This window comes from Psychrobacter phenylpyruvicus DSM 7000 = NBRC 102152 (genome assembly GCF_000685805.1).
In the GTDB taxonomy this organism is placed as follows: Bacteria; Pseudomonadota; Gammaproteobacteria; order Pseudomonadales; family Moraxellaceae; genus Psychrobacter; species Psychrobacter phenylpyruvicus.
Window position 1 is genome coordinate 1 of sequence record NZ_JMKP01000049.1, and the last position, 13,611, is coordinate 13,611.

The following is a 13,611-nucleotide window of genomic DNA, read 5'->3' on the forward strand; positions in this document are numbered from 1 at the left end:
ACCACCGTTGACGTTAACCTAGGCAGTGACAGCAGCATTGAACCTGAAGACATCGAGAAGATTGAATACACTGATGTAGACGGCAACCCAGTGGTGCTTGAGACGCCAGAAGAGATTGCTGACTTCTTAGAAAATGGCGCAACTGTCTTAATACCAGCAGGAGAGACCAAAGCGCCAGCGATCAAGCTGACGCCAAAAGACGATGACATCTATGAGGTGTCAGAAGACGTTGTTCTTGAGATCAGTAGCCCACAAGGCGCTAAGCTAGGCGAGAGCATAAAAGACACAGCTGTCATCAAAGACGAAGCGGATGAGGACGGCAACCCAACCGAGGGTGACAAACCTGAAGTTAGCATTGCAGCTACTGCTCCAAAAGCTATCGAAGGAATAGATAACACCCTAGTATTTGAAATCACTCAAGATAATGTTAGTGAATTTGACACAACTGTTGACGTTAAGCTTGGCGCAGATAGTACTATTGAAGCTGAAGACATTGCATCAATCAGTTACACTAAAGCCGATGGTACCCAAGTTACTCTAGGTGATCAAGCTGCCATTGAAGCATTCTTGACCAATGGTGACAGCATAAAAATACCAGCAGGTGAAACTGCAGCACCAGCAATTATCGTTACAGTCGTAGACGATGATATCTATGAAGTGTCAGAAGACATGGTTCTTGAGATTGGTAATCCAGAGAACGCTACAATAGGCACACCGAGTGCAACAGGCGTTATTTTAGACGAGAACAACGGTGATGATGATAAACCGACTATTACTGTGGAAGATGCTGAAATAGTAGAAGGTTCATCTCTTGTTCATACTGTTACTTTAGATAAGGCTACTGATGCTCCAGTTAGCTACGACTTAGTACTGGAAGATGGCACAGCAGTGGTAGGAGAAGATTACGACAATACGTTAACGTTCAGTAATGGTGTTACTTACGATGCTACAACAGGTCAAATTACGATACCAGCTGGCGTTACTGAGTTTACAGTTACTTATCCTACCATCTCGGATAATGAGATTGAGTATGATGAAACTACTAAACTAACTATTGGAGACTCTACAGCTACAGGTACAATTCTTGATGATGATGTTCCCGCATTGGTTATAAACGATATTGCGATTACTGAAACAGATGAAGATCAAGTTGTACAATTTACAGTTTCTATTGAAGATACTACTCGTTTACCTTTAGAGGCTATTACTGTTGATGTTGAGATAGAGCATGTCAGTACTGTATCAGGTGATGTCAGTACAACTGTAACTCAAGTTACTATCCCAGCAGGGTCTACATCGGCAACAGTTGATGTTACTGTAGTTGGAGATGATTTCTGGGAGCCAACAGAAACCTATAATGTTAAATTATCTAACCCTAAAAATGCTACCATCTCGGATGATACTGGGGTTGGCACTATCATTAACGATGATATAACCGCAGTTAATGATGTAGGTACAGCCGTGGAAGGTGGTGGTAATGATAATACCGATGGATCTAAAGATGCCACTGGTAATGTTCTAGACAACGATGATCCTACTAATGTCAATGCTACGGTTACTGGAATTCGTACTGGAGCTAATGAGGGTTCAGGTACTGTCGGAAAAGTTGGTACTTCTCTACACGGAACTTATGGCACATTAACTCTTAATTCAGACGGCTCATATACTTATGAAGTAGATGATGAAAATACTACGGTTCAGAGGCTACAAGAGGGTGAGAAGCTATTAGAGTCATTTAACTACACAATGTCTGATGGTACGTTAGAAGATATTGCTGTACTAGATATCACCATTCAAGGTAATAACGATGCGCCACAGATCCTTGAAATTACCTCTACACGTGTATCAGAAGAAGGCTTAACGGCGGAAACATCTGCTGACAATGGTATTAAAGATAACTTCAGCTTTAATGAAACTGATCAAATATTTAGAGATGCAGTTGATAATGAGATTTCTGATGAAAAAGAGGCTCTTGAAACTGCCAAGAGTAATCTTGCCGAAAATCCAAATAACTCTGATCTGTTAGCAGCGGTTACAGCCGCTGAAGAAGCGCTTGAGCAAGCCAGAACTGTTGCTGAACAAAAACACATTGAACTTAAAAATGATCAAACAGACTCAGCAAGTGATACAAGGGGCATGATTACCTTTACAGATGTTGATAACTTTAAAGCCAGCGACTTTACTATTGTACCAACCGGAGCAGAGGTTACCGTACAAGGTAACGCAGTTTCATGGGAATGGATAGATACAGCAGATACACCAAGAACCTTGAAAGGAACTGCTGAAGTTAATGGTAATGTAGTGGATGTCATGACTATTGAAGTTGGAGAAAGTGTTAAGAATGCAAATGGTAATTATGAGGCGCCGTATTCTGTTACCTTGATGCATGCCATAGACCATCCAAGTAATAATGATGAAGATGTACTTGAACTTCAATTCAATACAGTGGTTAGTGATGGTATTGATGGTTCGATCGCTAAACCAATTTCTGTATTTGTTGAAGATGATCGTCCAACTGTTGCTGAGGGTAAAGATACTATTTTACTAGAACCAGTTACTTCTAATGTTCAGTTAATTGTTGATACTTCAGGTAGCATGGGATGGTCATCCGGTGTTAGGGATAGCTTCTTCCTTTTTGATCAAAATGGGGACTTAATTACTTTAACGAGTGATGAAGGTGCGGCCATATATAATGAAGGTATAGACATTTATGCTACTAATGGTAGTCAATTATATACTTATGGAGCTAATAATGATTTAGTACATTTCCAAGATGGGTATAATGTATCTACTGGTGGGCAGGGCAAGCCTCCTGCTGGGCATATTAAGGCCACTGATCCAAACTATGGTTACTATTATATAGATAGTGCTAACGGTGCTGTTTCCCTTCAAGTAGGATCAAATACTCAATACGACGTATCTGAAGGTGTATGGAAGGTATATTATCAAGGAAAAGAGCTAGGCAGAGTTGTAAATCAAAGTGAGGTAAAAGTCGCTAAATATGTTACAGATTTTGATGACAATAAAGTAGGTGATACGATATCTATCGAGCGAGGCTTAAGTCGCATGGAGGTAACTCAAAATGCAATACTGGATATGATAAAGGCGTATGAAGATATAGGTAGTACTAAAATACAGATTATTGATTTTGATATAGAAGGTAGAACGTTCAAGGATAGTAAGTGGCTTACTGTACAAGAAACTATGGATATCTTATTTGATCTGGAAGCAGGAAACGCTACTAACTATGATTCAGCTTTAGCGACAGCGATTAAAAACTTTGATAAGCCTGGCGCTATTGATAAGGCAGATTACAATAGAACCTACTTCTTAACAGATGGTTTCCCTAATCGAGGCCAAAAAGGAGATAGTTTATTTGGTAGTAATAATGTTGAAGAAGCTGGTGGTATAAGTCCTACAGAAGAACTCGAATGGAAAACTTGGCTTTCTCCAGATGGTGAACCTAATAATCCAAGGCAGACATCGAGTGTCGCACCAGATGGCATTACAGCGTTTGCCTATGCTATGGGAGACCCTAGCAACGTAAATGTTGATCTAATTCATCCAATTGCCTACGACGGTGTAACTGGACATGACATGGATGGTCAGCAAGCTGATTTTAGTAATTTAGCTCAGCAATTACTTAACTCTATCCCTGCTCCAACTTCAGAGGACAGAGACTTAATCAATGGCTCATCTTCAGACTTTATTGGAGGTCTAGGTGCTGATGGTGGTGGTTTTGTTTCTATAACTATTAGTGGTATTACTTATGAGTATGATCAGGAAGCTAACACGGTTACAGCTGAGGATGGTTCTACAGTAAATTATGATCCAGCAAAACATTTATTAACCGCAACCTCTAGCTTAACTGGTGGTATATTCTATGTTCATATGGATGATGGTACTGCTCCAGATGGAACAGCTTACAGTAAAGGTCAGTATAGTTATCAGACAGGCAGTACAGTGTACGGTTATAAAGAGCCTATTTACTTTAATGTAAAAGATGCAGATGGTGACATTGTTTCATCTGAACAGCTGATTGATGTCTATCGATTGAAAGCTAATAATGACAGCATTATTACTACTCAGACTGGTGAAGTTACGATTGACTATAAAACGCTAATGGCTAATGATATCACTAGATTGTCTACTGAGTTTAATGGAGCTACTGAGTCTGTTGTTGGTGCAATAGGTACAATTACAGATCCTAATACTGTTACAGTCACTTTAGACAACTTTAAAGCAAGATTTAATTACTCAATTAGTGATGGAGGCTTTGATAGTAATGCTGTAGTGACAATAACTCAAGTCTCGGGTGAGCAAGGAATCGATGCTCAAGGCGAAACTTTTGTGATAGTTAGAGGTGATCGTACCGACAACACTATTATTGGTAGTGATACAACTGGTACTAATATTGATTATGAAGTTTTCTATGGTCGCGGTGATGACGATATTATTCAAGGCGGAGGCGGTGTCGATAAGTTCTTCGGCGGTACAGGTAATGATACCTTCCTCGTTGATCTAGAAGATGTTGAAATTGATGGTGGTGCTGGTAAAGATACTATAGTATTTGACTCCAGTGTAGGTGCAGCTGATGTGTCTGAATTTATATCCACAACTGAAATTAGTGATATTGAGGTTCTTGATCTGTTTGATGGTGTCAATCAAACCTTAACGATTTCAGACGTTACTGTTGAAAGAATCACAGACTCTAATAATACATTGTTCATTAATGCTGAGAAGGATGATACTATTATCTTAGAAGGCTTTACGGAATCTGTTAATAGTAATCAAGCAGGCTATAACATGTTTGAATCAGCTAATGCTACTATCTATTTAGATATTGATAACGTACCAACTATCATATAATTTAATAGTACTTTAAAAAACGTTTCCTTAGTAAAGTAAACCCCATAAGTTGGATCCAACTTATGGGGTATTTTTTAATTTATTCTTGCACTAAGCCTTGTTTGTTGACCTATGATTATTATCTTGTACAACTTTATCTTTAATCTCTTTCACCACTTCAATGGGATCTAATTCTAGTGTATTGCAATACTGAATAAATTCAATGACATCTAGACGCCTATCTCCTGTTTCAACTTTTCCAATAAAAGAGTAAATAACACCCATACGATCCGCTAAATTGCGTTGGGATAAGCCTAAGTCTTTTCGCCGATTTTTTAAGTATTGACGAAGAAACTCATGTTCAGTCGAGTGTATTGATTTTCTTAAATTGCTCATTTGGTATATTTTAGGCTCAAGGTACTAAGAACCTGTTTTGGGTTCTATGTTGTTTAATAGAGCTTAAAGGTGAGGCGAGACAGTAAGGACGAAAAAATTTGACAGCATAGGCCTATAAGCGACATTATTTTTTTATTATGCGGAATGATGACCATGAACAAACCGGTGCCAATATCGCAAATAATGATAGGCTCTAAATTAGGCGAAGATGTGGCAGTGCTTTTAGGGGTGATTGAGGAGGTAAGTGATTGGAGGTAAGTTATTGGAGATAAGTTATTAGGGTTAGTGGTAATATATGGAACATAACTAATTTAATTTATCCAAAATCATACTATGACCACAAAAACCAAAATCCTAGGTAAGCTAAATCCTGAAAGCTATAGCCCACTGCCATACTTTATCGAAAGAGTACCGGCGGGATTTCCCTCACCGGCAGCTGGCTATGTTGAAGCCAGTATTGATCTAAATGAGCTGTGTATCAGTCATCCCAACGCTACATTTTTGGTGCGGGCAGGGGGCTTGTCTATGATTGATGCCGGTATTTATCCCAACGACTTGTTAGTAGTAGACCGTAGCTTAGAAGCCCAGCACTGCGACATTATTGTTTGTGCTATCAATGGCGAGTTTACGGTAAAGGAGCTGTGTCTGGAGCCGACTCCTAAGCTGGTTGCTTATAATCCAGACTTTGACGATATTATTCTGGATGATGAAATAGACTTTGAGGTATTTGGGGTGGTAAAAAATATCATTCGTGAAGTAAAACGTGGCCGAGGCCAAAACCGACGTCCGGACTTTTAACGGGTTATATAGTTTTATCATGGTTTCATCATCGTTATATTGCCTCTATTATTGAAACTAGCTGTTTGCAACTCCCTATCATCTTTATCACTCAATCAACTCTAACTCTCTCCTAGTCCATAGCGCATTACTAAACCCTCAATTTTATTACTACTTTTAATACTAAACGACATCTGCCGTCGTGAATCCACTGAAATCATTGTTATACAGCTGTATTTGGTTACGCCTCTTTGATATCTTAGCGGTAAATAAACATTAAATAGCTTACGGCTACTGATAATTACTATAAGCGCTGTATCGTTAATATTAATCCACTCAATTTAAACCCTAATCTGAAAAATAGTTACTGGGATGATCCCATGTATGCCCTTATTGACTGCAACAGCTTTTATGCTTCCTGCGAGAAGTTATTTCGACCGGATTTAAAGCATAAACCAGTGGTAGTGCTGTCTAACAATGATGGTTGTGTTGTGGCTCGCTCGGCTGAAGCGAAAGCATTGGGCATAAAGATGGCGGTGCCTTATTTTCAGGTAAAAGACTTCTGTCAGCAACACAAAGTAGAGGTATTTAGCTCAAACTACGCGCTGTATGCCGATATGTCACAGCGGGTAATGAGTACTTTAGAGTCTCTGTGCCCTACCGTGGAAGTCTATTCTATTGATGAAGCTTTTTTGTACTTAGCTGATTATCCAGTCGCTATGCAGGATTTAGAAGCTTATGCCAAAAAAGTTAAGCATATTGTTCAGCAGTACACTGGTATTGCGGTCGGGGTAGGTATTGGAGAAACCAAGACTTTGGCCAAGCTCGCTAACCATGCTGCCAAAAAGTACCCTGCCACTAAAGGGGTTTGTGTTTTAACCAATCCACGCTGGATACGTAGATTAATGCAAATCACTGATGTAGCAGAGGTGTGGGGTGTCGGTCGCCGTTATAAGCATAGGTTAAATGCTCTAGGTATCGAAACGGTATATCAGTTAGCTATCTGTGAGCCTGCTAAAATTCGTCAGCATTTTGGGGTGGTGTTAGAGCGAACCTGTTTGGAGCTAAATGGACAGTCTTGTCTGGGTATTGAACACGATGAACCAAAAAAACAAATCATATCCTCCCGCTCATTCTCCCAGCGTATTACCTGTCAACAAGATTTAGAGCAGGCCATTTGCAGTCATGCAGCAACTGCAGCCAGTAAGCTGCGTAAGCAACAAAGTGTGTGTAGCCTAATGACGGTCTTTGCCAAAAATAGTGCTTTTAGCAAACAACAGCGCTATACCCCTATATCCGGTCAGTATCAGTTTTGCACCCCAACCGCAGACACTAGGCTGATGGTCAGTGCTGCTAGACAAGTATTGGCTAGGATTTATAAAGATGGGGTGCGTTATGCGAAGGCGGGCGTGATGTTATCAGGTATTTGTCAGCATGATGAGGTGCAGCTGGATTTGTTTCAGCAGGCTTCAACTCAACAAGATATTGATGAAGAACAAAGACAGTCGGCATTAATGGCGGTTATGGATGAGTTAAATAGTAAATTTAAGCAGGACCACAATCAGCAAGCGGCGTTATTTATCGCGAGTGAAGGTATAAAAGAGAACCAAACTTGGCAGATGAACCGTCAGCTATTAAGCCCCTGCTATACCACGCGGATTAGTGATGTTGTTGTGGTTAAGTGAGGGTCTGGCTTAAACTGTGATGCCGATCCTAAGATTTTTGCAAATATTTTAATCAAAAAAGTGAATTAAAATATAATTTTATTTGGGATTAAAACAGCGGAACAATTTGATAAAGCAAAAAATTTACCCATTTATGGCGCTATGGTTGATTCAACGAAGTCATTTATAAATATCAAATAACTAAATTGTTTTTTATAAGCTTCACAAAACAAGCATCATATAGATGGAATGAACCCCATAAATTGTGTCCAACTTATGGGGTTAAGTTTACATTAGAGATTAGGGCTTTCAGCTATCAATATTTTAGAATTATGAACGGCTCTATTAATCTAAAATAAATTTCTATAAATTACAGCAGCTCTTTACGCAGCTGCGCTGGGGACTTCGGTGACAACAAACCTGGCGCCACATCGAACACTGTTTTTGCCCCAGTTTCACCAGCTTTATTCATTTTATAAACCGCACGAGCATAAGCCACGAGGACGCTAGAGGTGAACTCAGGGTTACTACCTAGCTTTAACGAAAACTCTATAGTCTGATTGTTTTTCTGGTCATCATTACCACTCACGCCACTACGAATGACAAAACCACCGTGGGGCATCTTTTGGTGCTCACGATCAAAGGTTTGTTGGCCAATAAAGTTTACCGTGGTGTCATAATCAGCGAAGTAATCAGGCATGGTCACAATGGCATTGCGTACGGTGTCTTCATCTGCACCTTCTTCTAGGACCACATAGCATTCGCGGGTATGCTTCTCGCGGGTGCTAAGCGTAGGCTGCTCACCACTACGAACTCGTGCCATGGCAGATTCTGAAGGCAACGTATATTGCACACCTGACTTAACTCCATCCACGCGGCGCACCGCATCTGAATGACCTTGACTTAAGCCTTTACCCCAGAAGGTATAAGTTTCACCAACGGGTAAAATGGCTTCACCGTATAAGCGGTTGATAGAGAATAAACCGGGATCCCAGCCTACAGAAAGCAAGGCTACTTTGCCGGCTTGCTTGGCAGGAGCATCTAACGACTCAAAATACTCAGGGATTTTGGCATGAGTATCAAAGCTATCGACGATGTTAAATAAAGCCGCCAGCTTTGGGCCTTGCTCAGGCAAATCAGACTTAGAGCCACCACATAAGATCAGCACATCTATCTCATCTTTGTATTGCTCGATATCATCCATGGCATACACAGGCACGCTATTGTCAATCAAAGTAACGGTAGCAGGCTCACGGCGACTGAATACACCGACTAATTGCATATCTGGACATTGATTGATAGCGGCTTGGGCACCGCGACCTAGGTTACCATAACCGGCGATGGCAACTTTGATAACTGGTTGTGTCATTATAATTCGCCTTTTAAGTAGTACATTTTATTTAATAAGTTGTGCGGTAAATTGCACTAAAACAGCTTAGTAATTTTAAAGTTTTGATTATATCAGAGGCGGAGTTGATCGAACCAGTTGTAAAATACTTAGATACAACTGCCAAAGTTAATAGATAGAAAGAATAAAGAGCCACCCATATACAACTTATATTTTTGTCTTATAAAAGAAAATTTCAGAAGTTAAAATCATACTTAAGCTTGTTTAATAATTCACCCTATAGGTACAATGGGATTATTCATTAACAGTAGAGGTAAGGTATGGATACAATGTTAACAAGCCCAATCACTGATAAATGCGCGTGGAAAGGTCAAGATATCGCCGATAAAGATGATTGGATTATAAAGTTAGACCCGCATTTAATATCTGTTTTAGATAGTGCCCTTAAAACCATTCAAACTAAAAAGCTACAAGCCCCCAATTTTGAAAAAAGTGATGTGCCTATTGATGACGCCGCCTTTTTGACCCTGGTAAATGAGGTGTCTGAAGAATTAGAGAACGGCTATGGCTTTATTGTGATTAGAGGCCTTGATGCTTCTGTTTACAGTGAACAAGATTTAATCGATATTTTTTATATTCTAGGTCTGTATTTAGGTGTCCCTGTTATTCAAGACAAAGGAGGTCAGCTATTAGGCTTGGTAGAGAATGTTGGTGATGTCAATGACAAACAGACTCGAGTTTATCAAACCAATGAGAACCTACCTTTTCATGCCGACTTATCAGATGTTGTGGGACTGCTTTGTATACGCAAGGCAATGACAGGTGGTGAGAGTAGTTTGGTTAGTTTTTCTGCGGTATATAACACTATTTTGAAAGAATACCCTCAATACCTAGGCTACTATTATCATCCCGCCTATTTAAATCATCTAGGCAAAGAGGGACCTGGGCTAACACCGATGTTTAGCTATTGGGAGGGGAAGCTGGCTTGTCGTTATCTAAGAAAGTACATTGAAACTGGGCATGAAATAATGAATGTTCCTATGTCTCGTGTTCAGATAGAGGCTTTAGACATATTTGATGAAATAAGTCATCGTCCAGAGTATAGACTAGATATGATGCTTGAGCCTGGGGATATCCAGCTATGTAATAACTACGTGGTTATGCATTCAAGACAATCTTTTGAGGATTATCCTGAAGCCGATAAACGCCGAAAGCTAGTAAGATTATGGCTTAAAATGGCAAATGCTAGGGAGCTTGCTCCTGATTTTCCAGGTAAGAATGGATACCTCTTATAGTAATTTATAGTAATGCTGTTTACCTAAAAATATAAAATTTCAGATTCAAGGATGTCTTTATGAAACCCGTCTATCTAGCTTTAACTTTATCTATTGCCACCTTAATGGGATGTAGTAATGAAAATAATACCAATTCAGCCAGCTCTAGTAGCAGCGATAAGTTAGATCAGGCGGGTGTTGTTGAAGCAAAAAAATATGAGCCGTGCGTGATACCAGAAGTGGAAGGTTACCAGCAAGTGGGCTGTCTACGAGATGGGCTAGCCGGTGTTGTGAGTCGCAATGACGCAGATCCATATACTATGAAAAATAGAGTGGGTTATGTCGATCAACAGGGTAAGTTGGTTATTCCCTTTGAATATGATGGGATTGTGGCAGGGGAAGGCGGTGAAGAAATTACCTTTAATGACTTCTCTGAAGGGTTGGCTGCCGTTACTAAAAACGAAAAATTTGGTTTTATTAATACTAAGGGCAAAGTGGTCATACCTTTACAGTATGATTGGGTAAATAATTTCTCTGAAGGGTTGGCCGTAGTTTCTAAGAATGGACAATATGGTGCGATTGATAAAACCGGTAAAATAGTTATTCCTATTGAGTATGATTGGTTAGGTGATTTCAATGAGGGCTTTGCTGCTGCTGGTTTAGCCTCTGAGAATGAGGCTTCTAAGTATGGACTAATCGATAAAAATAATAAGGAAGTCATACCTTTCATCTATGATGGCATGGGTAATTTTAGTGAAGGCTTAGTAGCGGTTCAAAAAGACGGTAAGTGGGGCTATGTTAATAAAGAGAACAAGCCAGTTATTGCTATCAACCTAGACTATGAACAAGTTAATGACTTCTCAAATGGGTTAGCCGCTGTCTTTAGTTTTGAAGAAAATAGTGACAATATGAAGTATGGCTATATTGATAAAACTGGCAAGCTGGTCATTCCGATGAACTTTACCCGAGTATATTGGGAGGATAGTGAAGGCAAAATTGACTTTAAGAATGGCTATGCGCTGGTGAATGACAGTGAAGGTCGCCAGTTTTGTATTGATACCAAAGGCAAAGAAGCTGAGTGCCCAGCCGGTATCGATAGTTCTCATAAGTACTTTAATGATGATTATGAGGCAGATGCGTTCGTTGTGACTGATATGGCTACTGATGAACAGGTCGGTGTTAGCACTGGAGAAATAGATATAAATACCCAGCCGGTATTAGCCACACTAAATAATATGCGGCAAGTGGATTGGACTTGGGATAATTTTGCGGCTCTGCCAAACACAGAAGGGTTACAAGACGACTATTATATTAAAAACCGTTATATGTTGGTTCAAACAGTCGTTGATGGTGATCCTCTGACTACTGTTACTTTTTATGGTAGCAAAAAACGTCCAGAAGTGGCGGTCATCGAAACTCGACGTTGGGGTGGTGAGGACGCATACGCAAGATTAGATACGCTAAAAGGTATTGAGAAATTAAGCAGTAACTGCAACTTCAAAAAGCTGTCTTTCAGTGAACAGGTTAAAGAAGATGACGGATTTGAGTATGAAAATGGAGGTTATTTAGATTTCCAGCAAGTCTATTTGCTACCAAAAAATATGCAATCTTTGGGTTCTGCCAAAACCGATTTATATATGGCCAGTTCGCAAGCTACTTCTTACGTTATAACTGGATCGTTCCAAGAGCAGGGCTATACTATGTCTATTATTACTCCTAATAAAAACAAGCTAGGCCAGTATATTAAAGACTATGGATGGGATACTGATAAGAAGGGTAAAGAGGTTAGCTGCCGGGTTGATTAACTAAAGGTTTAAAGGGACATTGATATGTTGATTAAAAAGACTTTAGCTTGGGCTGTATTAGCGCCATTATTAATGACAGCCTGTACCGCCAGCCAGACACAGGTGATTAATAATCAAATTAATACAGTCACCGAAAGCATAAACAAATCAGCGACCAAAGTTATAGTAGATAAAACCAACGCAGACACCGTAAAAACACCTGATATGAATATAGGTGAGAGGGCTAGAGTTGAAAATCTTGGAGTTAAAAGAGCTCAATATGAGCATCTTCTGCCTAGTAATGATTATTCACTGTACGATTTTAAATACCAAAGTGCTCAAGCCGAAATTAAAAGGGTAAATGGTTTTGATTTAGTTAAGACAGCGTATGCCTTTACTAATAATCCTCAAGGCGTGCGTTTCGCTATATTGGCTTTGGTCGATCCAAGAACTAAGGAAGTCGCTCATTCTAGTATACGTATTGTCTCTTCGACTGGGACAGGTGATTTTGTGGTAGATAGCAGTATTACGGACCAACAACGTAAACAAGCACTGACACGTGATTTTAGGATGGCTATTGATGCTGATGGACGAGTGTTTGATTTAAAAAAAGCGCCTGAGGGGTCAAAAGACTATTGTACCGATAAGGGTTGCCGTTATGAAAGAGCTTACGATTTAAAGATATCTCCAGAGTTTCTGTTCTATTATGCAAATGGTGGGGCACTTAATTTAGTATCCGATAATCGGCCTGTGGTTATTTATTTACCGAAAGAGATGATGGTGGATTTTTATAATGGTTTGAAGACGGCTTCAAGATAGGTAGACTGAACATAATCTATAACGAGTTTAAATCCAGACGGTTTTATTTGTCTGGATTTAATTCACTACTACAGGTGCAGGGGGCTTAATTATTCTATAACCATATTGTGTTGATAATGGGATATTTAAATCGACTAGGACATCTAACTATTTCGCTGATCTTTCTTATGATGAAATTCTTCCATTACTTGTCTTTACCGTTATTGTATCCTAGTACATCAAAACTAAAATATTTGTATTTATCTCCTTCATCTTTGTCATAAATAAAGCAATAAGGTTGGTCGCGATAGGGTGCACCACGTCTATACTGCTCCCAATTTCCACTAAAGCAAAATTTATTGGAGTTAATATTAAAATCAAACTCTAAGGATTCACCTTTGTTATTAACTTTTAATAAGTTTCCTTCATAATCTCTAGCTTCTGTAATACCAAAGCCAGCAGGCATAACTGTTTTACGTTTAGGGTCAATGACTACCGTGCGATAATATTTATTAACATATACCCCACTCTCAACACTTTTAGGGGTTGAAAAAAAATGACACCTCACTATCCTTAAAGTTTTCGACCAAGAAGACCAAGGACAATGAGATGCCACTTGACGAATTTATCATTAATATCTATCTGATGGTAGAGCAATATTACAACTTAGTCGTTCAAAAACCGTTAAGAAGAGGCGGATTTGCGCCTAAACTTAGCGATAC

At 39.5% G+C, this 13,611-nt stretch carries 8 protein-coding genes and 3 pseudogenes; 7 read left to right on the forward strand and 4 right to left on the reverse strand.

Annotated elements, in window-relative coordinates; all coding sequences use genetic code 11:
* Nucleotides 1–4,869 (forward strand): VCBS domain-containing protein (locus G561_RS14655; RefSeq protein WP_037032458.1); only part of this gene is annotated, 4,869 nt, incomplete at its 5' end.
* A 90-nt stretch (nt 4,870–4,959) separates the two neighbouring features.
* On the opposite strand, the gene G561_RS0112460 is transcribed toward G561_RS14655, so the two are convergent.
* Entirely contained in the window at nt 4,960–5,244 is a 285-nt protein-coding gene (locus tag G561_RS0112460) for a helix-turn-helix domain-containing protein (RefSeq protein ID WP_028859851.1), read from the reverse strand.
* 333 nt (nt 5,245–5,577) lie between these two features.
* Here G561_RS0112460 and umuD point away from each other — a divergent pair.
* Nucleotides 5,578–5,985: pseudogene (gene umuD, locus G561_RS0112465) on the forward strand (translesion error-prone DNA polymerase V autoproteolytic subunit); the annotation flags it as partial.
* On the opposite strand, the pseudogene G561_RS15740 reads toward umuD, so the two are convergent.
* Nucleotides 5,968–6,063, reverse strand: a pseudogene (locus G561_RS15740) (hypothetical protein); the annotation flags it as partial. The pseudogenes umuD and G561_RS15740 overlap by 18 nt on opposite strands.
* Nucleotides 6,064–6,401: 338 nt before the next feature.
* On the opposite strand from G561_RS15740, the gene G561_RS0112470 reads away from it, so the two are divergent.
* Entirely contained in the window at nt 6,402–7,706 is a 1,305-nt protein-coding gene (locus G561_RS0112470; RefSeq protein ID WP_028859853.1) for a Y-family DNA polymerase, read from the forward strand.
* Nucleotides 7,707–8,055: 349 nt separating this feature from the next.
* On the opposite strand, the gene G561_RS0112475 is transcribed toward G561_RS0112470, so the two are convergent.
* The gene (locus G561_RS0112475) at nt 8,056–9,054 is read right to left on the reverse strand and encodes a diaminopimelate dehydrogenase (protein ID WP_028859854.1); all 999 of its coding nucleotides are present in this window, start codon (nt 9,052–9,054) and stop codon (nt 8,056–8,058) included.
* A gap of 308 nt (nt 9,055–9,362) precedes the next feature.
* Here G561_RS0112475 and G561_RS0112480 point away from each other — a divergent pair, with 308 nt between their 5' ends.
* From G561_RS0112480 to G561_RS0112490, 3 genes are read left to right on the forward strand one after another with little or no spacing between them, the layout of a single operon-like run.
* Nucleotides 9,363–10,328: a TauD/TfdA family dioxygenase gene (locus tag G561_RS0112480; RefSeq protein ID WP_227674017.1), complete on the forward strand. Its 966-nt coding sequence runs from the start codon at nt 9,363–9,365 to the stop codon at nt 10,326–10,328.
* A gap of 59 nt (nt 10,329–10,387) precedes the next feature.
* Entirely contained in the window at nt 10,388–12,112 is a 1,725-nt protein-coding gene (locus G561_RS15035; protein ID WP_051584556.1) for a WG repeat-containing protein, read from the forward strand.
* 24 nt (nt 12,113–12,136) lie between these two features.
* A complete protein-coding gene (locus G561_RS0112490; RefSeq protein WP_028859856.1) occupies nt 12,137–12,910 on the forward strand; it encodes a hypothetical protein in 774 nt (257 codons plus the stop codon).
* Nucleotides 12,911–13,094: 184 nt separating this feature from the next.
* On the opposite strand, the gene G561_RS0112495 is transcribed toward G561_RS0112490, so the two are convergent.
* The gene (locus G561_RS0112495) at nt 13,095–13,505 is read right to left on the reverse strand and encodes a hypothetical protein (RefSeq protein WP_147286702.1); all 411 of its coding nucleotides are present in this window, start codon (nt 13,503–13,505) and stop codon (nt 13,095–13,097) included.
* Here G561_RS0112495 and G561_RS15405 point away from each other — a divergent pair.
* A pseudogene (locus tag G561_RS15405) lies at nt 13,499–13,611 on the forward strand (IS982 family transposase); the annotation flags it as partial. The gene G561_RS0112495 and the pseudogene G561_RS15405 overlap by 7 nt on opposite strands.

Excerpts from the sequence above, each read along its gene's own strand:
- G561_RS0112460 (WP_028859851.1), bottom strand. The coding sequence starts at position 5,244 with ATGAGCAATTTAAGAAAATCAATACACTCGACTGAACATGAGTTTCTT.
- G561_RS0112470 (WP_028859853.1), top strand. The coding sequence starts at position 6,402 with ATGTATGCCCTTATTGACTGCAACAGCTTTTATGCTTCCTGCGAGAAG.
- G561_RS0112475 (WP_028859854.1), bottom strand. The coding sequence starts at position 9,054 with ATGACACAACCAGTTATCAAAGTTGCCATCGCCGGTTATGGTAACCTA.
- G561_RS0112480 (WP_227674017.1), top strand. The coding sequence starts at position 9,363 with ATGTTAACAAGCCCAATCACTGATAAATGCGCGTGGAAAGGTCAAGAT.
- G561_RS15035 (WP_051584556.1), top strand. The coding sequence starts at position 10,388 with ATGAAACCCGTCTATCTAGCTTTAACTTTATCTATTGCCACCTTAATG.
- G561_RS0112490 (WP_028859856.1), top strand. The coding sequence starts at position 12,137 with ATGTTGATTAAAAAGACTTTAGCTTGGGCTGTATTAGCGCCATTATTA.